The organism is Sorangium sp. So ce327, assembly GCF_051530205.1.
GTDB classification, from domain to species: domain Bacteria; phylum Myxococcota_A; class Polyangia; order Polyangiales; family Polyangiaceae; genus Sorangium; species Sorangium cellulosum_B.
Map to the genome: position 1 here is coordinate 9,695,671 of NZ_CP150330.1, position 22,543 is coordinate 9,718,213.

Here is a 22,543-nt window from a genome sequence, read left to right on the forward strand (position 1 = left end):
TCGCCCGGAGATCGAGCAACGGGTAACGGGTAAAGAGACGCCATGCCCCCGGACGAACAGCCCACCGGAACGGTCGTGTCGATATGGCGCTATCCGGTCAAATCGATGCAAGGCGAGGAGATCGACGAGGCGGAGATCACGGACCGCGGCGCGATCGGCGACCGGGCCTACGCCGTCCTGGACCGGGAGACGGGGCACGTCGCGAGCGCCAAGCACCCCGGCAAGTGGGGCGCGCTGCTCGCGTGCCGCGCGGCCTTCGCGGCGCCGCCGCGCCCCTCGGCGCCCTTGCCGCCCGTGTGGATCACGCTGCCGGACGGCGTCGTGATCAGCAGCGCGCAGCCGGACGTGGATCGGGCGCTCTCGCGCGCCCTCGGCCGCGACGTGGCGCTCGTGAGCCGGCCGCCCGACGCGGCGACGCGCGAGGCGGATCGGTCGCCCGCGGACGGCTCCGCGGCGCAGGCCACGATCGTCGAGGAGCCGATGGCGCTCGCCGCGCCGGCCGGCACGTTCTTCGATGTGGCCGCCATGCACGTGCTGACCACGGCGACGCTCGACCACCTGCGCGATCTCCACCCCTCGGGGCGCATCGAGGTCCCGAGGTTCCGCCCGAACCTCGTCGTCGCGACGGCCGCCGGCGAGCGCCGCTTCGTCGAGAACGGCTGGATAGGCCGCTCGCTGGAGATCGCCCAGGAGGTCCGCCTCGAGGTCATCGATCCCTGCCCCCGCTGCGTCGTCCCCACGCTGACCCAGGGCGACCTCCCGCGCGATCCTGGCCTCCTGCGCGCGCTCGCCCGGCACAACGCGGTCGCGAGCGCGACCGTCGCCCCCGGCGTCGTGTTCCCGGCGGTCGCCGGGGTCTACGCGGCCGTGCGCCGCGAGGGCGCGATCCGCCGCGGGGCCGCCGTCCAGCTGGGCGGAGCGGCCCCGTCCCCGCCCCGCTGAGCGGCCCTGCCGCGAGTCCCCTCGCTCTCCCTCCGCGCTCCGCGCGTGCGGCCAGGCCGCGCCCCACGGAGCGCCGGACGAAGCGACGGCCGATAAGGCGCGCCCAGCGCGCCAATCTACCCACATCGCCGCCTGCGTCCTCACCGGAGAACTCGCGCGCTCACCCGCGACCACGGATCGCCACCCTCGCAGCAAATCGCGCAGAATGCAGGCCGAGCTCGCTCGATCCGCCGAGCACAAGAGCTCATCCACCAACTCACGTGGTCTCACTGGGGTGGTGTTTTCATGTCCATTCAGGATCCCTCGCGATCCACGCCAGTCGCGCAAACATCATATCGGATTGGATCACGGGCCGTCCTCACGTGATTGTTTCACTCAGAGAGGCGCGCTGCCCGTGTCAAGCCGATAGCACGACTGTGGCCGCGGATTTGCTCTGAAGGCAAAGACACTCGCGAGGGTGCGTGGACGGCGGCACGGCGCGGCGATCGCGAGCGATCATCGCCCGGATCCGCGAGCGAATTGGCCGTCAAGTTACATCAGCAGCGGAGAGGCTGGCGGCGCTTGCGGCCTCTCCTTGACAGCGCTCCGTCTCGCCGCGCCCTGGCTCCTGAGGGGGGTGGTGCGGCGCTCTCCGACATCGGGGGAGATGGGCGCATCGGACCGAGCCAGGAAAGGAAGATCCAATGAAGCGCTTCAAGTCACACCTCACCGCGGCTGCCCTCACCGCAGCGTGCGCGTTCGCGCCCGGCTGTCTGAGCCTCGACGCCGGTGACGAAGCGGGGCCGACCCCGACCGCCTCGGGGACGCTGACCGTCGCCGTCGCCAATGGCGAGGCGCGGTACATGCTGGAGCGAGAAGATGGGGTGTTCGTGCGCCTCGACCTGGGCTCGATGACGGAGACGGGGCCGGGCGCCGAGCCGTCGACCGACTGGCGCACGGCGAGCGGCTCCCCGGTGGACGTGTTCGGCACCGTGACCGACGACGGCATGATCGTTGTCGACACGATGCGGCCGGCGGAGGGCATCGGCGAGCTGACGAACGCGCTCGTCACGACGGGGACCAAGCGCGTCCTGGTGCTGCGCGTGCAGTTCAACGGCGGCCAGACGATGGGCACGGAGCAGGACGTGCGCAACATGATGGCCGGAGCGGCGACCCACCTGGCGGGCTCGTCGTTCGGCAAGATGCAGCTCGAGTACGACGTCGCCGGCCCGTTCAACATCACCTTCGGCAAGTGCGACGACTACGACCGATGGCAGAACGAGGCCAGGACCGCGGCGAAGAACGCCGGCTTCAACCTGAGCGCGTACCAGCACTACATGGTCCTGGGGAACATGGATTGCGGGTACGCCGGCATGGGCGCGCAGCCCGGCAACGCCACCTGGATGGCCGGCCTCTGGCCCGAGGTCGTCGTGCACGAGCTCGGCCACAACTTCGGCCTGTGGCACGCCTCCTCGCGGACCTGCCGCAACGGCGGGGCGACGGTGACGATGAGCAACGACTGCACCTTCGACGAGTACGGCGATATCTTCGACCCGATGGGCGACGGCATGAAGCAGCACTATAACGCCAACTACAAGGTGAACCTCGGGTGGATCCCGTCGTCGCAGGCCCAGACGGTCACCGCCGACGGGACGTATACGCTCGCCCCGTTGACCGAGGCGAGCTCCGGGACCCAGCTCCTCCGCGTCAAGGGCCCGAACGACATCATGTACCAGATCGAGTTCCGCCAGCCGGCGGCGACGAACGTCGTCGACTCGCGCAACCTCTCCACGAAGGGCGTGCTCGTCCATGCGTTCTTCACGCAGTCGCGGGAGAGCGGCCGGGCGCACCTGCTCGACATGGTCCCCGGCGGGAACTTCAGGGACGCGCCGCTCCTCGTCGGCGCTTCTCATCAGCTCTTCGGGACGAACGCGACGCTGAAGGTCCTCTCCGTGTCGGCCACGGGCGCGCAGGTCCAGATCTCCGGCCTGGGGGGCGGCACGACCGACCCCGGCGGCGGCACGACCGACCCCGGCGGCGGCACCGGCGGCACCACCGGCCAGAGCCTGGCGGCCCTCCATTCCGGCAAATGCATGAGCGTCAACGGGGCGAGCCTGAACAGCGGCGCCACCGTCGTCCAGCGGCCGTGCACCGGGGCGAGCGATCAGCAGTGGCAAGTCGAGATCATCAGCGGCACCACGGCGACCGTGAAGAACGTGAACAGCGGAAAGTGCGCCGACGTGCAAGGGTCCAGCCGGAACAACGGGGCGAACATCACGCAGGCGGACTGCAACAGCAGCAGGAATAGCCAGAAGTGGGACCTCATCGATCGCGGCAACGGCGTCGTCTCGCTGCGCTCGGTCAACAGCGGAAAGTGCGTGGACGTCTACGGGGCCAGCACCGCCGACGGCGCCAGGCTCGCCCAGTACACGTGCAACAACGGGACGAACCAGCAGTTCCGGCGGCAGTAGCGCACCTCGCTTCGATGAACCGTATCGCCCTCGGGCTCGCGGCCGCCGCCGCGGGCCTCGCCCTCTCCGCCGCCACGCCCGCGCGCGCCAACGGCCGATACCCCACCGCCGGCCAGATCCTCGTCGATCCCGCCGATCCCCAGCACATCGTCGTCCGCGCGACCTACGGCGTCCTCACCACCCACGACGGCGGCGAGCGCTGGTCATGGATCTGTGAAGCGGCCATCGGCTACAGCGGCTTCGAGGACCCGATGCTCGTCGTCACCGCCGACGGCTCGATCCTCGCCGGGCTCTTCGACGGGCTCAGCGCGACGCACGACCGCGGCTGCGACTGGCGCATCGCCGAGGGCGCGCTCGCCGGGCGCAACATCGTCGATCTGTCGATCGATCGCGCGGATCCCGCGAGCGTCCTCCTGCTCGGCTCCAGCGTCATGGCCAGCGACGCGATCTTGACGCAGGTCTGGGAATCGAAGGACGACGGACGGACCTGGAGGCAGGCCGGGGTCGATTTCCCGAGCACGTTCCTCGGCGTGACCCTGGACAGCGCGCCCAGCGATCCGCGGCACATCTACGTGAGCGGGCGGCGCAATGGCCCCACGTTCGAGGGGATCGTGCGGCGCTCGGACGACCGGGGCGCGACCTGGGAGGAGTTCGACGTCCCTGGCAGCGACGATCGCAACCTGCCGTACCTCGGCGCCGTGGACCCGAAAGACCCTGACGTGGTGTACGTGCGCCGCGACGGCGACGGCGCGGACGCCCTGCTGGTCTCGCGGGACGGGGGCGTCACGTGGCGCGAGGTGTTCCAGGCGGCGAGCCTCCTCGGCCTCGCCCTCTCGCCCGACGGGACCGAGATCGCGGCCGGCAGCGATCTGGACGGCCTGTGGGTCGCGCCGACGGATACCCTGGAGTTCACCCAGGTTGGGCAGCTCGGCGTCCGCTGCCTCACCTGGACGGCGCGGGGCCTCTTCGCCTGCGCCGACGAGCCCGTGGACGGCTTCTCCGCCGGCATTTCCACGGACGGGGGCAGGACGTTCTCGCCGCTCATGACGCTCGACCGGCTCTGCGGCCCGCCGGAGGCCTGCGGGGGCGACAGCTCGACCGGCCGGACCTGCCCCGGGCTCTGGCGGGCGACAGCGCGCTTCGTCGGCGCCGGGGCCTCGTGCGAGGCCGGCGCCGGCCCGGGCGGCGCCGCGGGCGCGGGCGGGAGCGAGGCGACCGCCGGCGGGGGCGAGGCCGGCGCGGGCGCAGCCGAGCCGAGCGCCGGCGGCGGCTGCTCCTGCGGGGCGTCGGGCGGGGGGCGCGCCGGGGCGCTCCTGAGCTTCCTCGCCGCGGCCGGCGGCGCGCTCCTGCGCGCGCGGCGGCACGGTCGCCGCCGCGCTCAGGCGCCGGGAGCGCGGTGACGGCCCGGGCTGTTCCCGCGTCGGGTGCTGGCGTTTGGAGCTCCTAACGCGCCTGCACGTAGAGCGAGAACGGGATATTGCCCTCCCCGCCGGCGAAGGTCGCGTCGGGGACGTCGATCACGAACTCGTGCGTGCCGGCGCTCGCGGCGCCCCACGGGACGATCCGGGTGTCGATCACGTCGCCAGGGCACCAGTTGCTGAACGACTGCCACTCTTTGTCCGACCGCGGGGACGCCCCGTAGATGCCGTTGCCCTGGGTGTTGTACTTGCGAAACGGCTCGCACGACGTGCGCCCGGGCTTGTACTGCAAGGCCAGCTCGCCGTCGACGTACACGTAATGGTCGCGGCGAATGTACTCCTCGCCGCCCTGGTTGGCGCCGTGATTCGACGTGATCAACACGAGCTGTGCATTCTGTGTATCCGCCGGCAACTCGAAGCTGACGGTCTTGCGGGTCGTGCCGACCTTGTCGCTCGCGCCCGTGGCGTAGTTGTTGAATTCTTCGCTGATCGCCAGAGGCAGCAGGACGCTGAAGTCCTGGGCCTCCCGCGTGCTGTCGGTGTAGAGCAGCAGCGATCCGAGCTGCGTGTCGTTGCGACCAGCGCACCCGGGGACCTCGTCGTTCGCGGCATAAGGCACGCCGAAGATGCCCAGTTCGAACCAGAAATCGTGTTTGGCCAGGAGGTCGGGGTCCTTCAAGATCGGCACGAGGTTGCTGGCCTCCCATTCGTACGGGACCGTCTTCGGCTGCTTGTTCATGTCCATGAACGGCGTGACGAACCGTGCGATCTCGATCCGGTCGACCTCGCCGGGGACGTAGGTCTGAGCGCCCTTGGGGACCAGCGCCAGGTTGACCGAGCCGAGTCGGTCGTAGTTGTCGCACAGCGCTCCCACGACCACGCGGACCTTCAGGGTGGTCTGGATCTTGGCGAGCAGCTCGTCGGTCAACCTGGTCGCAACCAGCGAGTTGTTGTGGCGGATCACGCCGTCCGGGATCGGCTCGTCGACGGTCTCGGCGTAGCCGTCGTAGAACGTGATGTCCTCCAGCACCGGGACCTCCTCGGGCTCCCGGGACGGCTCGTCGCCGCTGCCGCCGCTGCCGTCGCCGCCAGTGCTGCCACTACCGCCACCGCCGCCCGTGACGCCGCTGCCCGCGCTGGTCCCGGTCGCTCCGCTCGTGCTCCCGTTGCTCTCGGAGGTCCCGGCGCCTCCGCCGGTGCCCGCGTCAAAGCGCCGTTCATCCGTGCACGCGGCGAGCAGGGCCAACGGACAGAGGTAGGGGATCGCGCGACGCAGGTTCATTCGTCGAACTTATCAGATCGCCCGCTCGATGTCGTGCTGGAGCGGGGGCGGAGGTCGAGAGATCCGGGGGCGCGTACCAGGCCGAGCATCTCCCTCCGAGCTGGAATTATCCAGCGTGGCAAGCGCCAGACTCACGTCGAGATCGTCCCGGCGAAACCGATGCCCGTGGATAAACTTCAGGAGCTACTCGACCAGATCAACGTGAAGAAGGAAGGGGCGTGATGACAGACGAGAGGGGACCGCTTGTTGTCAGGTTGGACCTGGGCGACTTCGGAGAGCAAGAACAATTCGAGGCTCACGCCAAGGGGTATCTGAGCACGGCATCCGTGTTGCTACCGAGCGGCGGGAGGATCCCTGTGTTCTTTTACGACACCGTCCGTTTAGCGCAGGATCTGGAGTCGCAAAAAGAAGCAGGGCGCCCGTTCATCGCCGAGCCCGGGATGATTGTCCTCGACGAGGTGACCCGCACCAACATGGAGAATGCGATAGAGCACCTCGCCGAGGAAGGATTTTTTGACCGCTTCCTCCCCAGCGAGTAGACGTGAACGTGACGCGGCACGGTGGCCTGTCGCGACGACACATCCAGCGACCGTGACGGATAGCTGGCCTACGGCCTCGCCTTCCCGCTCGTGGGACGATCCCGACCGAGGTTCGGCCAGCCGCGCTCGCCGGCGCGGGAGCGCCCGACGGCGCGGAGCCAGGCCGCCGCGCCGATCGCGACGGCGGCCAGCGGGGCGCTCCACCCCGGACCGCCGGCGGCGGGCGGCGCCGCGCTGCAGCGGACCATCTGGTCGTCGGCGCACTCGGGCGAGAACCCGTGCGGAGGGATGGGGTTGCAGGTCGACGTGGAGAGATCCCGAGGGGGGTAGATCTGGCAGATGCCCGCGATGTCGTCGTCGTGCAGCGTCCGGAAGTTCATCGGATCCGCCCTGTCGTACCTCGAGTGCATGGTCGCCTCGGGGCCGGCCATGCTGTGGTCGAGGCCCAGGAAATGCCCTGCCTCGTGCGTGACGATGGCGAGCAGATCTTCCCTCGGCGCGGCGGAGTCGTCCCCGACGGTGAAATCGTAGAGATCGGTGTTGATCTCCATGTCGGCCCCCCAGAGATTACCGGTCTTCCTGTCGAACTGCACCGTCGTGAGCGCGAGCATCTCGCTGTTGTGCCCCGAGCTCGCGAGCCACTCCAGATCGCGGAAGACGACCACGTTGGCGTTGCCCGGCACGAGGCCATCGACGATCCTTGTCTTGCCGTCTCTGGCGTTGAGCTCCACCTCTCCGCAGGCGACGGGCCCGAGGTTCTGGACGCGGAGCCCCGGCGTTCCCCCGTCGCAGGGCGCCTGCATCCACGTGTCGAACGCGGCCTCGAGCACGTCGGAGATCTCCTGGTAGGAGATCTCGCTGGACGCGTCCTCCTGGATGCTGAAGCCGATGCAATCGCCCGCCCAGCGGAGCGGCTTGCATTCGCCGACCGGCTGGTCGTCCTGCAGGCAGAGCTCCGACCTCTTGCAGGTGTTCGAGCGGCAGTAGGCCGACGCCTGCTGCGCGCTCGCCAGCACGGCGAGGGCGGCCGCCACGCAGGAGCACCATGCACGCTTCATCGACATCGACTCCTCCACGATCGGTTGACCCTACGCCGACGGTAGCAGCGCGCGGCGGGCGCGTGGGGATTTCGCCGGCGGGGCCCTTGCCGCCCGCTGGCCTTCCGCCATCCTGAGGTGATGGGGCATGCTCGTGGGTGAGGCGGGCGGCGGAGCCGATCCAGCGCAGGGCGGCGCGGCCTCGGTGCAGGACAGCGCGGCCCCGGCGCAGGACAGCGCGGCGGCGCAGGACAGCGCGGCCCCGGCGCAGGGCGGCGCGGCGGTGCCGAGCTTCCTGTGCGACGCGATGCTGGGCGGCCTGTCGCGCTGGCTGCGCGGCGCGGGCTACGACGCCATGTTCGAGCATGGCATCGACGACGGCGATCTCGTGCGCCTCGCGCAGCAGACCGGCCGGGTGCTGCTGAGCTCCGACGCCGGCGTGTTCGAGCGGCGCTCCCTGCGCACCGCGGCCGTGCGCGGGCTCTACGTGCCGCGCGGGCTGCGGCCGACGGAGCAGGCCGGCTTCGTGCTGCGGGAGCTCGGGCTGCCCGTGCGGGACCCCCGCTGCATGGCGTGCGGCGGCGCGCTCGCGGCCGCCCCGAAGGACAGCGTCAGGGATGCGGTGCCGGCGGTGGTGGCGGATCGCCACGACGAGTTCTGGCGGTGCGATCGATGCGGCAAGGTCCTGTGGAAGGGCAGCCACTGGGGCGGCATCGTCGCCGGCGTGTCCGCCGCGGCCGGCGTGGCTGCCGCGACCGAGGCCCCTGCACCATCGGCGGGCGGCCGAAAGCCTCCGCCGTGACGCGGCGGGCGGGCACGCCTTCCCACCCGGCCTCGGTGAGGCGTCCGCCCTGACCGTCGGCGCCGGCGCGCCGTCTTCGCCAATGGCAGTGCGAGCAAATCGTCGCCGTCCCCCTTTCGCGGGTGTGGCTCTCGGGCACCGACCCGTCGATGCTCGCATACAGGGTGATACCAAAGTACGAATGCGAGGGAGACTACGGCTGCGAATCTCTGCCACGATGCCGGCAGGGCTACATACCTGCCGTGAGTCATCGTTGCATCATCAACGACTGCGGGAAGGCGAAGTGCCCCACGTGCCCGGACTTCGTGAACGAGCTCCTGCAGAACATCGTGATACGAGCGTGGTGCTCCTCTGTTTGCGTCAAGACCGGGACCTCGCCGCCCGAGGTCGTCGCCGTCGGTGCCGGCGCCATCTCGGCGCTCAGGAACGTCTACTTCGGCCCCGTCTGTGTGCCGTATCCGTGAGCAGGAGAGACGATACCGTGAAGCCTACCCAACCGCGAGAGCCGCGCACCATCCGTCGAAGATCGGACCCTGACGACAAGGAGGGCGAGGCCCTCAACAACGCCTTCGACCTGTTGCGTGAGATGACCTCGGCCCGCAGGCTGTCGACCCTCGTGAGACGACCGACGCGCGCGGAAGTCCTCCTGGCGGCCGACGACTACATCGCGTATTTCCCGCTCGATGAGCCCCGCGAGCGAGCGCGAGAGCTCCGGGAGGCGGTCCTTACCTGGAGAGAGGGCGAGGAGGTCCCGCAGGCAGTGTACGAGGCGGCCCGGCGTTTCTGTCTCTCGCTCGGCATAAGGGTGCCCGCCGGCGGCTGGGAGAACGACGACGGCTACCAGGTCCGGGCGATGGATCGCGACACAGACGACGCGGCGCCGCCGCCCGAAGCGGAAGCCGTGGGCGCGCCGCGGGGTTACGGCGACGCGTCGAAGAAGGCGGCCCAGCTGGCCCAGGCACTCGCGGGCGCAGTGAACGTCGCTGAGCTGCTCGCCTCGCCCTCGCTGTGGGCCAAGGCGACGTCGTGGCCATCGCGAGAGCATCTGGTCGAGCATACGGACCAGCTGCTGTCCGCCTTCGGAACGGCGCTCGATCAACAGAAATTCTCCGCGCCCGCTCGGAGACTTCGCGGGCTGCTCTCGGCCTGGGAACCGGGGCCCGAGATCCCCGCCGACATCTCCAAGGCCGCCCGCGAGTTCCTCACCGCACTGGGAATTGAAGAGCCTCCCGGCGGGTGGGACGCGCCCGAGGGGCCGCTGGAAGGACCAAGCAACGACAACGCATAAGGCCTGCTCGCCGGCGGCGCTGCACGTGACGAGAGCAGACGAGGCGCGATGGAAGTTCCCGGCGCAGACGGCGACATGGGAGCGGCCGTCAACACAGCGGCTGGTCCTGGGGCGAGGCGATCGTCCTACCCTGTTCCCGACCGGTCAGGGGAACCGGTCGCGGCGCTCCCGCGCCGAACCTACCGCGAGAAGCGCATCATCTCGGCGGCGAAGCCGTCGCTGCCTCGGTTCGCCTTGTCGCGCGTCTCGTCGAGCACATCCGCGATGCCGCCCAAACCCTCCGGGCCGATCTCGAACGTGACGCGATCCAGGGTGAGCTGCTCGTCATCGGCATACGCGATGCCAATCGAGGGCCCGCCGGAGCCCCCGCCGCCGTAGCCGCCCATGCCGCCCCAGCCGCCGTAGCCTCCTCGGCAGGCGTGTTCGCCGCCCATGGGCGGATCCAGCCCCGGCGGGCCTCCTTGCACGCCCTGCCCGCCGAACTGGCCTCGGCCCCCTCGACCTCCGCCGCCGCCCGGACCCGTGATGACGCGCGTTTCCCGCAGGGTCAGCTTGCTGCCCGCGTGGGCGAGGATCGCGATGCTCGCGCCGCCCGCAGCGCCGCCGTAGCCGCCCTTGCCGCCGCAACCGCCGCCGCCGCCCGAGCCTCCCGAGGCGCCGCCCAGCGCCGCGTTGCCGCAGGCGCTCCGGCCCCCCGGCGCGCCGCCGCCCCCTCCGCCCCCCTGGCCAGGCACTCCCGTGCCGCCCTGGCGGCCGGGCACGCCTTCCCATCCGGCCTCGGTGAGGCGTCCACCGTGGCCGGCTGCGCCGGGCTCGCCCGGCGCGCCGTCTGCCCCACGGCGGCCGTCCTCACACCGGGCGCCGTTCTTTGCGCCCGCGCCGCCCAGGCCTACGTCGCTAGAGTTCGAGGCCGTCAGCGGCTTGCCATCCTCGGCATCACCACCGCGGTCCGGGGTCCCGTCGCCCCCTTTGCCGCCCGTCGACACCATGTCGCCGCACACGGTCGTCACGGCGGGCGCACCGGCCACAGTCGCTGCCGAGCAAGCGTCCCTGCCGATCGCTCCGATCTCCCCGTATGCTGGCTGCGGATCGACGTAGACCGCATCCTCGCCGTGCTTTCCTCCCCCGCCCCTGTCCGCCTTGATGACGCTCCGAAGCACCTCCACGACCGCGCCCGGCTCAAGCCTCATCGCGATGGAGGAGCGATCCGGCTGCAATCTGCGCTGGTGGTCCACTTGCATGTCCACGATCGTCGATACGCCGTCGGTGACCCCCTCGCCGTCGTCCTGCGCTGCCACCACGGTGATCGGGGCCCCCCCCTCGTCTCCTGAATAGAGGATCGCCGGCTGGTTGGCCGGCCCTTCCGTGTAGTGTCTCCATCTCGACCAGCAAGCGAACCCGCCCCACAGATCGATGCCGGAGTGCAACGTGAGGCCCTCAGCGTAAGAGTCGGTGCATGCGAACACCCGCCCCCGAGCACGCGGGGCGAGCGCGACCGCAAGGGCGAGCGTCTTCACCGGTTTCTCCATCGTACCGGGATTACTGTCGTCTCCAAACGACCGGCTCGCGAACACCCCGCACCCGGCCTGCACGCGCAGCGCGGCGAGCCCCTCGATACACTCCTCCTCCGAGGGCGCGGCCGCAGGCTCCGGATCGCAGGCGCCCCGCTCCGCGCACGGTGGGGTGAACGGCTCCGTCCCGCACCCCAGGGCGGCTGGAGAGGACAGCAGCACGATCCATGCAGCGGCTGTGATCTTCATGATCCTCTCTCCCTGATCATTCCCGTGAAAACGACCTCATTGGGGCGGCACAATCAGCTCGGGGAACTTCCAGAGGACGGCCGTCTGGCCGTTTTCCCCTTTGGCGTTGTCGTCGTTCGGATCGCCTCCAACTCCCCCGGCACCAGGGGCTCCCCAAGTCCAGTTGGCGCTCGCCGTGAGGTGAACGCTGCTGTCCACGAGCGCGATGGTGACGGAAACGCCTCCGAGCCCCCCGCCGCCATGGCCGCCTTTGCCTCCGGTGCCACCCGGCCCCCCCTCGCATGCATAGTAGGCCGAGGACACGATACCTCCACGGGGGCCCTCTACCCCGCCCCGGCCACCGTCTTGCCCCCTCCCTCCGTTGCCGCCGCGACCCCCATCGCCGGTGATGATGTCGGTCTTGTCCACCATGACGTGAGCATGCAAGGCGATGATCCCGAAGCTACCACCTCCATAACCGCCGCCTTGGCCACCGCGCCCCCCGCAGCCTCCACCCCCGCCCGAGCCACCGGACGGTCCGCCTTGCGGATCCACAGGGCGGCACTGTCCGTTCGTTCCGACGCCGCCCCCGCCGCCACCTCCCTGGCCGATCCTCCCGTTCTGGCCGTCTTGTCCCGAGAAACCCTGCCAGCCGCGCGCGCTGATGGTTCCGTACTTGAGCGGCTCCTCCACTCCCTTCCCGGCTCCGATCCCGTTCGCGCCGGGCCCGCCATTGTCGCCCCACTCGCCGGGTGTACAGCCCATTGGCCCGCCCTTTCCCCCCTTACCGTTGTGCATCGCGCCAGCCCATGGTGCCGGTGCGCCTGGCTCACCGTCGCCGCCCGCGGCGACGTCGCCGTCGCCGCCCGCGCCGCCGATCGAACTCGTCCCGTCCTCGCACACGGTCCTCGCCGGCGGAGCGCCCTCGGTCCAGTCCGCCAGGCACCCGGGCGCGCCCGGATGGCCAGGCGCCCCGTCCGGCGCCCGCCACGGTGCGTCCGGGGGAGCGCCATCGTCCCCCTCCGCCCCATCCGCGCCGTTCCCCGCCAGGATCTCGCTCGACACCACGTCCACCGCGGCGCCCTCCCGCACGATCATCCCGATGGCCGACCCGCTCGGCCGCGTCGCGTCCGCCGCCACGAGCCGCACGCCGAACACCGCCGACGTCGTGCTCGCCTCGCGCGCCTCCACGATGAGCGGCACCCGCTCCGGCCCTGGCGCGATCTCGGTCAAGCGGTCCTTGCCGCCCCAGGACCACGCCGCCGCGGAGCAGTCCCGGCCGCCCCAGATCGCGACGCCCGACGGCAGCGTGATCGCCTCCTCGAAGTCCTCCGCGCACGCGTACACCCGCCGCGTCCCCCCGGGCTCCGACGCCTTCTCCACCGCGCGCCGCAGCGTCCTGACGGGCGCTTCCCTCGTCCCGTCGCTCGCGTCGTCCCCGCGCCGCGCGACGAACACCCCGCACCCGTCCTTCGCCGGGCTCGTCGCGGGATCGCCGTCACACGGCGACGCCGGCAAGACGGGCGGCGTCTCGCCGGGGAGCGGATGGCACGTGAACGTCCTCGCGCAGTCCTCGGCATAATAACACCCGGCGCCCCCCGCGGCGCTCGCGCCGCCGAGCGCGATCATCGCGATCGAACGCAGCCATCCTCGACCTCGCCCCCCGCGCATCCCCATCGCCCCTCCGCAGCTCACCACATGCCCTGAAGGACGAACCCGGCCTGCGTTCCCGTCGTGCTCGGCACCACCTGGACGCGCCCGCGGACCGGCGTCTCGTCGAGGATCCACTTCTCTGCAAGGAAGGAGCCCGCCGTCGCGATCCCGAACACCGCCCCAGTCGCCAGCGCCACGTTGCCGAGCGTGGCGAACAGATCCCGCTCCGCAACGTCGTCGCGGATCTCCACGCACGCCGAGGGCGCGTTCGGCCACCAGCATGTCGTCGGCGTCCAGCCTTGCCGGCGGAGCACCACCTCGCGCTCGGCGGCATCGTCATCAATCACATGGGCCCGCAGCAGGAACACCGTGCCGGCCGCCAGCGCGGCCGTCGCCAGCACCGCGCCCCCGATCCGCAGCTCCGTCAGGGGAAGCGCCTGCCGCGCCGCCGGAGGTGGCGGCGGCGCTGCCGGCCGCGCCGGGCCGGCACCGGCCGCCACCGCCGCGGCGCGCTCCGGCGCGCGAGGCAGCCTCAGGGTCAGCGAGCTGGCCTTGCCCGCCTGCCCGTCGAACGCGCCCACCGCCTCGCTGTGGCCATCCAGCCGCGCCCGCACGGTGTGCTGCCCCGGCTCCAGGAACAGCTCGTACGTCGGCGCCCGGCGACCCAGCGCTTTGCCGTCCAGGAAGACCTCGGCGTCCGGTGGACTCACACCCAGGTAGAGCGTCACCACCCGGCTCTCGGCCTTCAACAATCCTTCTTCCGCGCGCTCCGCCAGCGGGCTGCGGAGCGCGCCGCGGTGTCTCAAGCTCTGCGCCAGGTGGTCTGCCGCGTCTCGATAGCTGCCCAGCGCGAGCTCGCACAGGCCGAGCTCCGCGGCGATCTCGGCGCGCTCCGCGTCGGTCGTCCACGCCGCGTCGGCCGCCTTCAGCGCCGCCTCGTACGCCGCCTCGGCCTCGGCCCATCGCCTGGCATCGCGCGCCTGCCGAGCACGGCGCAGCAGATCCTCCGCGGTCGACCTCTCATGCGACCCCGCAAGCCCATGGGGATCCTGCGCGCTCGCCACGCCCTCCAGCGCCACGACGACGCCGAGAAAGACGCACGGCAGGACGGAGAGGAGCGCATGGCGCACGCCACGCTGGATACTCCTGCATGCAAGCCCATGTCAACGCGCAGGGTCCCGTGACCGCCGAGCCGCCTCGTATATCCGCCTCGTGATCCAGTGAGCTCACGATGGTCAGAAATCGTCCTCAACCACGGGATGCACGAGAATTTCAGCAATGATGATGCAATGCGTGGCTCCGTTCGGAGGGCCTCGGGGACGGAACGAGCACCGCACCCACGACGGCTGCTGGACACCCGCTGAGATCCGCAGCCGGCGGAGGTGTGGCGGCGGAGGCGGAAATCTCACCGAGCCGCTGGTCCTCGCTTCGGGCCCGCCCACCGTAGAGCCACTCGCAGCGCCTCTTGCGAGGACTCGGTCGATTTCTTCGATTTTTTGACCGTCGAGCCAGGCTCGGATCGTCTGCTGGACCGTGGACCGACCAACGCCGACCTGCCCTGTACCCGCGCGCGTGAGATCGCTCATCAGCTACGTTGGCGTGCCCGAGAGGGACCGCGACGACGTCGCGCAAGACGCGATGGTGCGGCTCTGGGAGCGGCGGGAGCAGGCCCGATCGGCCACGAACCCGGGCGCGTGGTGCGACAGCGTCGTCCTGAACACGGCCCGCGATCACCGGCGAGCGTCGCGCAGGCGCGAGGAGGCGCTCACGGGCCTCGACGAGGCGGCGCTCTGCGACGAGCGAGAGAGCCCCGAGGATCACGCCATCGCTCGCCAGGAGGCGGAGCTGGTGCGGCAGTTCATCGAGGAGATCGGCGAGCGGCGCCGCGAGGTGTTCATCGCGTGCGAGCTCCTGGAGCGGCCGATCGCCGACGTCGCCCGAGAGCAGGAGATCCCGCTGGAAACGGCACGAAGTCGCCTGCGCCGGGCCTGGGAGGAGTTCGAAGAGGCGGCGGCCCGCTGGGAAGCGAGGCAACGACGCCGCGGCGCTCGCCGGCTGCGCGCCGCGCTGTTCCCGCCCTGGCTCCTGGAGCGGTGTTCCTTTCGGCGAGGTCGTCCCGCGCGCTGGATGGCGCGAGGCTTCGCCGTCGCCTGCGCGGCGGCGCTCGGTGTGCTTGCCGTGGGCCCGGTGGAGCCCGTCGCGCTTCTCCGCCCCTGCATGGCCCCCCTGCTCTCCAGGAGGACGACCGGGCCGGCGACCGAAAAGACCGCGCGTAACCCCGCCGAGCCGGCGCGCGCGAGCGGCGCGCTGGGCGCGGCGGTGATGGCCCCTCCGGCGCTGGATGGGGCGGTGACGGCCCCTGCCGTCCCCGCCATGCCGACAGGCTGGCCAGCGGCGCAGCGCCCGAGGACCAGCTCCCGCGAGCAGGAGCTGATCGCCCGCGCACGGACGGCCATGGCGGCCGGTGATGCCGTGTCGCTCGTCGAGGCGCGACGCCTGCTGGAGGAGCACGGGCGGCGATTCCCGCGCGGTCGCCTGGCGGGTGAACGCGAGGCGCAGCTGGCCGGGCTCAGGTGATGACCGCGCCATAGGCATCGCTGCGCACACGACGTGCGCCTTCGTCACGGAGGCGGCGCTGGACCACCGTGGTTCGCGGCCTTCGTCGCAGGGGATTGAGCGCCTCCTGAAAGGGCGTCGCGCGCCGAGCGACGCCGGCAGAGGAGCGATCGTGTCCTCGCGCCGACGAGCGTTCGCGCGGAGCATTCACGTTTCACCTGGAGGCGAGTCATGGAGCTTCTGGCGCCGCCCTCGCGAGGGGCGATGACGCATTCCATCAGAACACACGTCTTCTCCGAGGAGTCCGCTCCTCCGGCGCGACACGACAGGACGGCTCGTTCGAGCGCATCCGGCGCGCCTCGCGCCGCGCAGCGGACGACGGCGCAGCCGGGACCTCGGAAGAACGAGGTGAAGCCTGCCGCGAGCCCGTCTCGGGCTCATGCGTTCCAATGCCTCTTTCAAGCAGAGACGATTCGGCGCGTTCGCCGGTGGCTCGCGCGGCTCCGTGTGCCCGAGCGCGATCGGCACGACCTGAGCCAGGACGTCTTCCTGGCGGCGGTCATGAGCTTCGGCAGCTATGACCCCTCGCGCGGCCCGATCGCGCGGTGGCTGAATGGCCTCGCGGTGAACCTGGCTGCGCGTTACCACGCGAAGGCTCCTCGGCGGAACGAGGTCATCATGGATCCCATGGAGCTGAGCGAGGGCGGCGGGAGCGCGACTGCCATCGAGCTCCTGCTCGCAGCGGAGCGGCGGCGCCTGATGAGATCACTCCTCCGGGAGCTGCCGTTCGAGCTGCGTTCGGTGCTGGTCCAGCGCGACCTCCACGAGATCCCCATGAGAGACATCGCCGAGGCGAGAGCGATGCCCCTCAGCACGGCGTACAAGCGGCGCACGAGAGCGCTCCGGGGCGCGCAGGAAGCGCTCGCGAGGCGCCTCGCTGCGGAGGAGGAGCGCACCACGAAGCCCCGGGCTCACGCGCGACCGGGGGCATGGTGAAGCAGCGAGAGAAAGAGCAGCCTCGCGAAACCGGACCCGATCACGGGCAGGCAGCTCGCGCAGCCTCGCGACCGGATCCGGTCGCCGGCAAGCAGCTGGCTACAGGCACGTGTTATCGACGACCACGCCGGTCTCCTGGAAGCGCAGGGTCCCCGGCTCCCCGTCGAGCGTGACGGTGATATCCATGTCGATGATGCACGGGATGCCTGTGTTCGGCTCAGCCTCCCACGACATCGTCCCGGTGGCCCCGGTCACGGCATACGTGCGCTCGTCGGCGGGCGGCATGCCCGGCCCGGTGCAATCGCCCATCTGATCGGTGAGCGCCACGTCCAGCACGCCCCAGAAGTCCTCCAGCTCGACCCCGGCATAGCGCGGATCGCTGTCGGCGAACGCCGCGATCGAGATCGCCAGACATCGATCTTCTCGCAGGTCGGCGTGGTGCACGTAGACACGGTCGTGATCGGCGATCACGTAATCTGCGCTTGCGCAAACCGTATCCCTCGACGCGTTCACCCCGGCCGCGTGTGCCATGCACTCATTGCAATAGGTGCGCTGATCGCACCCGCAGACCCCCTGACATTCGTCCGGACATTCCCCGACCCTCGGCCTCGACGTGCATTCGCCCTGCGCCTCTGCCGAGCACGTCGTGTCGGGCGTCGCGCAGTGCTCCGTCTCGCCGCAGGTCGCTCCCGCGCTCCCTCCGCAGGCGACCGGCGCAGCGCCTCCGCTTCCGCCTCCGCCGGTCGCACCGCCGCCAGCGCTGCTGCTCGTGCTGCCGCCCGCGCCGCCCATGCCGCCCGCTCCGATCGGGGACACATTTTCATCATCGCCGCAGGCGGCGAGGAGCAGTCCGCACAGCACGGAGCCAAGGAGTTCACGTCTCATGAACGGACTATGCCATGACCGCTCGCCGGAGAGGAGCGGCCACGGCGCTGTCATGGCCCCGCCTATCCCCGAGGCGCCTGGCCCTCCGCGGGGGCGCCCCCGCGCCGCCGCCGGCGGAGCGCGCCGGCCAGCGCCAGCGCGATCGCCGCGAGCGGCGCTCCGAGCGAGCCGTGCGCGCCGGCCACGGTGCAGCCGCACCCGCTGTCCGCGCCGGAGCCGCCCGCGGCGGCCCCGCCCGAGCCGCCGCCGCCCGAGCCGCCGCCGACACCGTTGCTGCTGCCAGCCGTGGCGCCGCTGCCGACCGGATCGGTGAGGCCGCCGCCCGCGCCGGAGTCCAGGCCCGCGCCCGTCGAGCCGCCGGTCCCGCTGGCCGCCGTCGTGCTCGTGTCCTCCACGCAGGCGCCGCCGGCGCAGGTCTGCCCGCTCGGGCACACCGCCCCAGCGCACGCGTCCACGCACGTGCCCGCGTCGCAGCGCTGGCCAGACGGGCACTCGACGCCAACGCAGGCCGACTCTCTGCAAAGCCCGCTCGCCTCCTCGCACGCGAGCCCGCTCGGGCACGGCGTGCACGGGCACTCCGGCTTGCACACGCCGCCGTCGCAGACCGTGCCCTCCTCGCACGTCACGGTGCTGCACGGGTCGACGCACACCCCGACCCGGCACACCGTCGGCGAGGGGCACTCCACTCCATCACAAGGCGCGCGGCACCGCCCGCCGACGCACACCTGGCCCGCGTCGCAGGCGACCTCGGCGCAGGCCGGCTCGACACAGAACCCCGCGGCATTACATGCCTTGTCCGAGGAGCACACGAACTCGCCCCTGCCGCACGCCTGCACGCACACGCCCCGGTCGCACACGTGCTCCGGCGGGCAGAGGTCGCCTTCGTCGGCGGTGCCGTTGCAATCGTTGTCGAGCCCGTCGCAGGTCTCCTGCGACGACGGCACGAGCCCCTGGCAGGTGAGCCCATCCGCCGCGCACTGGGTCACCCCTGGCGCGCACACGCCGGGCAGCCCGGTGTCGCACGGCTCGCCGCCGCCGGTGCAGGTGAGGCCGCTGAAGAAGTAGACATAATCGTTGTAGTCGCCATCGTTGTTGAAGTCGCCAGGCTTCGGGCCGACATCGCCATCCTCGAACGCGACGTAAAACGCGTTCGGCGTCACCGTCGAGGCATAGATGACGGCGGTGACCCAGGGCCCGGGCGTGGAGCAGCCCGTGCACACCTGATTCCAGCGCTGCTCGGAGTAGTGGGTCTGCGCGCCGATGAGGGCGAAGCCGATCTGCCCGCCCGCATAGGCTGGATTGCTCCGGATATCCGTGGCGGTGATGACGGTGCCGACCGAGGAGCCGGCGGGGACGATCTCGTGGATGTCGTCGATCGCCGGCGGCGCCGTGGCAGCGGGGTCGACGTTGTACCAGCCGACCCCGAGGCGAGAGCCTGTCTGCCGGAGCACCAGCTCCGCCGTGAAGCCGCAGAGCGGCGAGAACGTGGACGGCTCGGTGTTCCCATCGGCCTGGTAATCGAGCGCCTCCTCCCGGTTGGCGAACAGGGTGTAGAGCTGGACCTCGTTGTTCATCGAGTCCTGCGGCATGACGCTGCCGTTCGGCTGCGTGACCAGCGCGCTCGCGGGGAGCGACGAGAGGCCGATAAAGAGCGCTCCCGAAAGGCTCAAAGCGTATTTCATCACCTGGTGATACAGAGACGCGCGCCCCAGCGTCAACGGAAACATTCCGTGACAGCAGACAGGCGAAATGTCGGGCGCCCGCCTACAACACCGCTCCGGCCGGCCCGGGCGCTCAGGCGACGCTGCGCGCGGGCCCGGACGCGGGCGCGGCGCCGTAGGTGGCGCGATAGCGCTCGTACCGCTCGAGGAGCTCGCCCGTGGTCTTGGGCATCGGCACGCGCGCGCGCGTGATGTACGAGATCACGTTCTTGCCACGGACGATCAGCTCGACGCCCCGGGCCGCCTGCTCCCGCTCGTGAGGCGAGGCGTCCGCGCCGAGCAGCGGCTGGAAGCCGGCGAGCTTCTCCGCCGACACGACGAACGACGTCCAGACCTCGAAGATGTCGTCGTCGGTGCGCAGCGTCTCGCACTTGATCTTGGCCGCGTGCGCGAACTCGCGGGCCAGGCGGTCCAGCCCGGCGAACATCGGCGAGCCCGCGAAGGTGGCGATCATCGCGTCGCGAATGCCGTCGATCGCCCTCATGCTCTGGGCGATCTTGACATACCGGCTGTTGTAGAACGCCTCGATCGGGAACGAGAACGCCTTGAAGGGCTCGCCCCAGAGCTCGTCGAGCCCCTCCTCGCCGCTGCGGTGGAGCACCATCTTCCCGAGCGTCAGCGCCTCGAGGAGGTGCTCTCCGCACTCGCGCATCAGGGCGTTGTCGGGCTCGATCGTGACCCCGAGCTCCTGGATCTCGACGAGCTTGGTGAAGATATCCGTCGCTCGATTGAAGATCGCGCCCGCGAGCATGGCGCCCTTGACGCGCTTCCGCTGCGGATCGGTCTCCGACTCGAAGGCGAGCCGCGCCTCGTCCAGCCGTTTCCCTGGGACGTTGATGCCGTGCTCGACGTGGTTGAACAGGCGCCGCGTCAGCGCCTCGATGAGGCGCTTCTTCGCGAGCAGCGTGTCGGCCGGCGCCTCGTAGGCCTTGATCCAGTAACCGTAGTAGTAGACCCGCAGCTGGCCGTCGATGATCTGCTTCTTCCCGAGCGGTATCGCGCTTTCCATGGCCCGCCTCCGATCGGCTGCCAGGCGGCGCCCCTGCGCGCGAGGCGCGCGGGGGAGCATGCCCGTGCGAAAGCCGAGTAGCATGGGCGCAAGGCGGCCCGCAAGACGTGAGCGACGCGATCCGGCGGAGTTTTCCGCCGGAAACCGGGACTTAACCGACAGGAAAGACAGCGGCTCGAGGCGTCGCCGCGGCCGAGCGCCGGCCCGCGCGCCCGCCGACCTCGGGGGCTACTGCGCGCACCCCTCGAGCTCGGCCATCATGCGCCAGAAGGCCATGGCCTTGTTCTCGCAGGCGCCCTGGGTCGTGTGGGTGTGCTCGTATTCCGCGTTGCCGGACGTCTCCACGTCGTAACGCGGGTGCTGCATCGGGATCTCGTCGTCGCCCACCGTGATGGTGTGCCGCTCGCCGTCCGCGTGGACGTCGAGGTCCTCGAAGTCATAGAGGATCTTCCCATGATCCCGGCAGAAATCGCGGATCTGCTGGTTGCGCTCCGCGCGGTTCACGCCGTTGTACTCCTCGTCACCGGGCCCCGTCATGTAGATGAACGTGACGTTCGGGAGCTCCTGGCCGAGCGCGTACAGCGTGTCCAGGTAACGCTTCACGTCCTCCTCGGTCTGCTCGACGATCTCGGAGGACCACAACCACATCGACCACCGGATCTCCGGGTGCTCGCTCAGGATGGTGCGCAGCGCCGCGAGCCCCTCCTCGCTCCCCCAGTACTGCTCGCCCAGCACGTAGTTGTTGTGGATCATCTCGTCCCACCCCCGGAAGACGCCCCGCTCGGCGGGGACGTCGCAATACTCCGCCAAAGAATTTCCAGCCGAGGAAGACCAGCGCACGGCGGTGGAGGCGGCCCTGCGTCCGGACAAGACGGAGACGCATCGTACGGCGGGGCGAGGCGTTGCTGCTGATGGCCGACGGCGCAGCCCGCGGCCGCCGTTCCAGCTCGCAGCAGAACGGATCCGCTCGGTGGACTCGCCTCGCAACTACGGGTTTTTCGCGCAGCGGACCCCGATGTAGGGGCGGCGCGTCGTCGCGTCGTGGCTCACGCGGGTGGATGAAAGCAGGTATTGCGCGTCATCCGAGAAGGAGCCGCCCCGCAATACCCGCTCGGCTCCCCCCTCCAAGTTAGCGCAGTCCGTGCAATCTTCGGAATAGTCCGACTTCATATCCAGGGCCCATTCTCGCACGTTCCCGGCCAGGTTGGCCTGCCCCCATCTTCCATCTCCTGCCTTCCGTGATCCGACAGGCAAGATGTCCGTGAACGTACACTTCTCTGGAGTATCCGTGAAGGTGCAGCCATACCCCGCAAAACTCTGGTCGATCGTCTCATCCGTGGGCGACGTCGACCACGGGTACGGCCGCTGCTCGTCTCCGCCCGCCGCTGCGTAGTTCCACTCCGCCTCCGTTGGCAAGCGGCCCCCATCCCAGGCGCAGAACGCGAACGCAGCATACCAGCTCAGGCAGTTCATTGGCAGACTCTCGTTGTCGCCCGCCGTATCCGTCCACGTCCGGAACATCGAGTCGCAGTTTACCTCGTCCTTGAGCAACGCCGCGCTCGAAGCCAGATACCCGTTCCACCTCGAATCCCACCCGCTCCCCTCGATCTTCGGGTGTTTCCCGGCTCCCGGCTCGGGAAAGCTCCTCGGGTACGCATCGACGAACGCGCGGAATCGCCCCACGGTCACCTCGAACCGGTCCAGCAGGAAGTCGCTCACCTTGGCCGGATGCTCGCTGACATTGCTCCGGTTGAAGCTCCCGCCCGATACCGCCGTCGTCGCGCAGCAGCTCTCGTTTCTCATCGGCCCGCACGTCGGTGCCAGGTCGGCGCAGCTCGGAGGTGCCACGCAGGTCCCTCCGCGGCACACCGGCGCCCTGGCGGGGCACGGCGCCTCGTCTTGCCACGCTCCGCGGTCGTCGCACCGCTGCGGCGTGTTCCCCGAGCACCGCGTGTCGCTGTTCGGAGCGCACACACCGCCAGGAGCGCCGCCTGAGCCTCCGCCCGACGTTGCGCCCCCCGATCCATCTGCGCCGCCCGACGTGGCAGTCCCGGCTCCATCAGAGGAGGCGTCAATCCCTCCGCTACCCCCGCCGCCCGGCGCTTGAGCGTCGGTGAAGTCATCGAGGCCGAGCAGCGCCCCGCACGATGCGCCCGTCAGCGCCGGCAACACGGCAAGCAACGCAGAACGAAGATCACGTTTCATAATCCGATTGTACACGCGATG

Annotated in this window: 19 protein-coding genes; 9 read left to right on the forward strand and 10 right to left on the reverse strand. The window is 70.6% G+C overall.

The annotated features are described in order from the left end of the window. The first annotated feature begins 42 nt into the window (after positions 1-42). The 3 genes from WME95_RS36345 to WME95_RS36355 all read left to right on the forward strand — a co-directional run bounded on the left by WME95_RS36345 (position 43) and on the right by WME95_RS36355 (position 4,792). Positions 43-942, forward strand: coding sequence for an MOSC domain-containing protein (locus WME95_RS36345; RefSeq protein ID WP_437903910.1), 900 nt, complete (start codon positions 43-45; stop codon positions 940-942). 683 nt (positions 943-1,625) lie between these two features. Beyond that, the gene (locus tag WME95_RS36350) at positions 1,626-3,392 is read left to right on the forward strand and encodes an RICIN domain-containing protein (protein WP_437903911.1); all 1,767 of its coding nucleotides are present in this window, start codon (positions 1,626-1,628) and stop codon (positions 3,390-3,392) included. 14 nt (positions 3,393-3,406) lie between these two features. Further along, positions 3,407-4,792: a WD40/YVTN/BNR-like repeat-containing protein gene (locus WME95_RS36355; RefSeq protein ID WP_437903912.1), complete on the forward strand. Its 1,386-nt coding sequence runs from the start codon at positions 3,407-3,409 to the stop codon at positions 4,790-4,792. A gap of 43 nt (positions 4,793-4,835) precedes the next feature. On the opposite strand, the gene WME95_RS36360 is transcribed toward WME95_RS36355, so the two are convergent. Then, a complete protein-coding gene (locus tag WME95_RS36360) occupies positions 4,836-6,092 on the reverse strand; it encodes a peptide-N-glycosidase F-related protein (RefSeq protein ID WP_437903913.1) in 1,257 nt (418 codons plus the stop codon). Positions 6,093-6,313: 221 nt separating this feature from the next. On the opposite strand from WME95_RS36360, the gene WME95_RS36365 reads away from it, so the two are divergent. Continuing rightward, entirely contained in the window at positions 6,314-6,631 is a 318-nt protein-coding gene (locus WME95_RS36365) for a hypothetical protein (RefSeq protein WP_437903914.1), read from the forward strand. 68 nt (positions 6,632-6,699) lie between these two features. Here WME95_RS36365 and WME95_RS36370 read toward each other — a convergent pair whose 3' ends face one another. After that, a complete protein-coding gene (locus WME95_RS36370; RefSeq protein ID WP_437903915.1) occupies positions 6,700-7,689 on the reverse strand; it encodes a matrixin family metalloprotease in 990 nt (329 codons plus the stop codon). A gap of 127 nt (positions 7,690-7,816) precedes the next feature. Here WME95_RS36370 and WME95_RS36375 point away from each other — a divergent pair, with 127 nt between their 5' ends. The 3 genes from WME95_RS36375 (at position 7,817) to WME95_RS36385 (ending at position 9,758) form a co-directional block, all read left to right on the forward strand. Then, positions 7,817-8,470: a Mut7-C RNAse domain-containing protein gene (locus WME95_RS36375; RefSeq protein WP_437903916.1), complete on the forward strand. Its 654-nt coding sequence runs from the start codon at positions 7,817-7,819 to the stop codon at positions 8,468-8,470. Positions 8,471-8,712: 242 nt separating this feature from the next. Beyond that, on the forward strand, positions 8,713-8,934 hold the full coding sequence (locus tag WME95_RS36380) for a hypothetical protein (RefSeq protein ID WP_437903917.1): 222 nt from the start codon (positions 8,713-8,715) through the stop codon (positions 8,932-8,934). 17 nt (positions 8,935-8,951) lie between these two features. Continuing rightward, complete coding sequence (locus WME95_RS36385; RefSeq protein WP_437903918.1) at positions 8,952-9,758, forward strand: hypothetical protein; 807 nt, start codon at positions 8,952-8,954, stop codon at positions 9,756-9,758. Between the two features lie 179 nt (positions 9,759-9,937). Here the strand turns inward: WME95_RS36385 and WME95_RS36390 are convergent, their stop codons facing one another. The 3 genes from WME95_RS36390 to WME95_RS36400 all read right to left on the reverse strand — a co-directional run bounded on the left by WME95_RS36390 (position 9,938) and on the right by WME95_RS36400 (position 14,280). Next, positions 9,938-11,518: a hypothetical protein gene (locus WME95_RS36390; protein ID WP_437544319.1), complete on the reverse strand. Its 1,581-nt coding sequence runs from the start codon at positions 11,516-11,518 to the stop codon at positions 9,938-9,940. 36 nt (positions 11,519-11,554) lie between these two features. After that, positions 11,555-13,126: a hypothetical protein gene (locus tag WME95_RS36395; protein ID WP_437903919.1), complete on the reverse strand. Its 1,572-nt coding sequence runs from the start codon at positions 13,124-13,126 to the stop codon at positions 11,555-11,557. A gap of 62 nt (positions 13,127-13,188) precedes the next feature. After that, positions 13,189-14,280, reverse strand: a complete 1,092-nt coding sequence (locus WME95_RS36400) for a PEGA domain-containing protein (protein ID WP_437903920.1) — start codon at positions 14,278-14,280, stop codon at positions 13,189-13,191. Between the two features lie 442 nt (positions 14,281-14,722). Here WME95_RS36400 and WME95_RS36405 point away from each other — a divergent pair, with 442 nt between their 5' ends. Together WME95_RS36405 and WME95_RS36410 are read left to right on the forward strand one after the other, a co-directional pair. Then, positions 14,723-15,727, forward strand: a complete 1,005-nt coding sequence (locus WME95_RS36405) for an RNA polymerase sigma factor (RefSeq protein WP_437903921.1) — start codon at positions 14,723-14,725, stop codon at positions 15,725-15,727. A 243-nt stretch (positions 15,728-15,970) separates the two neighbouring features. Then, on the forward strand, positions 15,971-16,702 hold the full coding sequence (locus WME95_RS36410) for an RNA polymerase sigma factor (protein WP_437903922.1): 732 nt from the start codon (positions 15,971-15,973) through the stop codon (positions 16,700-16,702). Positions 16,703-16,801: 99 nt separating this feature from the next. Here the strand turns inward: WME95_RS36410 and WME95_RS36415 are convergent, their stop codons facing one another. The 5 genes from WME95_RS36415 to WME95_RS36435 all read right to left on the reverse strand — a co-directional run bounded on the left by WME95_RS36415 (position 16,802) and on the right by WME95_RS36435 (position 22,120). After that, a complete protein-coding gene (locus WME95_RS36415) occupies positions 16,802-17,518 on the reverse strand; it encodes a hypothetical protein (protein ID WP_437903923.1) in 717 nt (238 codons plus the stop codon). 131 nt (positions 17,519-17,649) lie between these two features. After that, complete coding sequence (locus WME95_RS36420; RefSeq protein ID WP_437903924.1) at positions 17,650-19,257, reverse strand: MYXO-CTERM sorting domain-containing protein; 1,608 nt, start codon at positions 19,255-19,257, stop codon at positions 17,650-17,652. Between the two features lie 124 nt (positions 19,258-19,381). Then, positions 19,382-20,317, reverse strand: coding sequence for a hypothetical protein (locus WME95_RS36425; protein ID WP_437903925.1), 936 nt, complete (start codon positions 20,315-20,317; stop codon positions 19,382-19,384). Between the two features lie 228 nt (positions 20,318-20,545). Beyond that, positions 20,546-21,127, reverse strand: a complete 582-nt coding sequence (locus WME95_RS36430; protein ID WP_437903926.1) for a hypothetical protein — start codon at positions 21,125-21,127, stop codon at positions 20,546-20,548. A gap of 177 nt (positions 21,128-21,304) precedes the next feature. Beyond that, the gene (locus tag WME95_RS36435; RefSeq protein WP_437903927.1) at positions 21,305-22,120 is read right to left on the reverse strand and encodes a formylglycine-generating enzyme family protein; all 816 of its coding nucleotides are present in this window, start codon (positions 22,118-22,120) and stop codon (positions 21,305-21,307) included. Positions 22,121-22,543 lie beyond the last annotated feature (423 nt).

Bases quoted from the DNA above. Each gene is read 5' to 3' on its own strand.
- WME95_RS36350 (WP_437903911.1), top strand. From the start codon at position 1,626: ATGAAGCGCTTCAAGTCACACCTCACCGCGGCTGCCCTCACCGCAGCG.
- WME95_RS36435 (WP_437903927.1), bottom strand. From the start codon at position 22,120: ATGAGAAACGAGAGCTGCTGCGCGACGACGGCGGTATCGGGCGGGAGC.
- WME95_RS36410 (WP_437903922.1), top strand. From the start codon at position 15,971: ATGACGCATTCCATCAGAACACACGTCTTCTCCGAGGAGTCCGCTCCT.
- WME95_RS36425 (WP_437903925.1), bottom strand. From the start codon at position 20,317: ATGGAAAGCGCGATACCGCTCGGGAAGAAGCAGATCATCGACGGCCAG.
- WME95_RS36395 (WP_437903919.1), bottom strand. From the start codon at position 13,126: ATGATCGCGCTCGGCGGCGCGAGCGCCGCGGGGGGCGCCGGGTGTTAT.
- WME95_RS36345 (WP_437903910.1), top strand. From the start codon at position 43: ATGCCCCCGGACGAACAGCCCACCGGAACGGTCGTGTCGATATGGCGC.
- WME95_RS36370 (WP_437903915.1), bottom strand. From the start codon at position 7,689: ATGAAGCGTGCATGGTGCTCCTGCGTGGCGGCCGCCCTCGCCGTGCTG.
- WME95_RS36355 (WP_437903912.1), top strand. From the start codon at position 3,407: ATGAACCGTATCGCCCTCGGGCTCGCGGCCGCCGCCGCGGGCCTCGCC.
- WME95_RS36360 (WP_437903913.1), bottom strand. From the start codon at position 6,092: ATGAACCTGCGTCGCGCGATCCCCTACCTCTGTCCGTTGGCCCTGCTC.
- WME95_RS36365 (WP_437903914.1), top strand. From the start codon at position 6,314: ATGACAGACGAGAGGGGACCGCTTGTTGTCAGGTTGGACCTGGGCGAC.
- WME95_RS36390 (WP_437544319.1), bottom strand. From the start codon at position 11,518: ATGAAGATCACAGCCGCTGCATGGATCGTGCTGCTGTCCTCTCCAGCC.
- WME95_RS36375 (WP_437903916.1), top strand. From the start codon at position 7,817: ATGCTCGTGGGTGAGGCGGGCGGCGGAGCCGATCCAGCGCAGGGCGGC.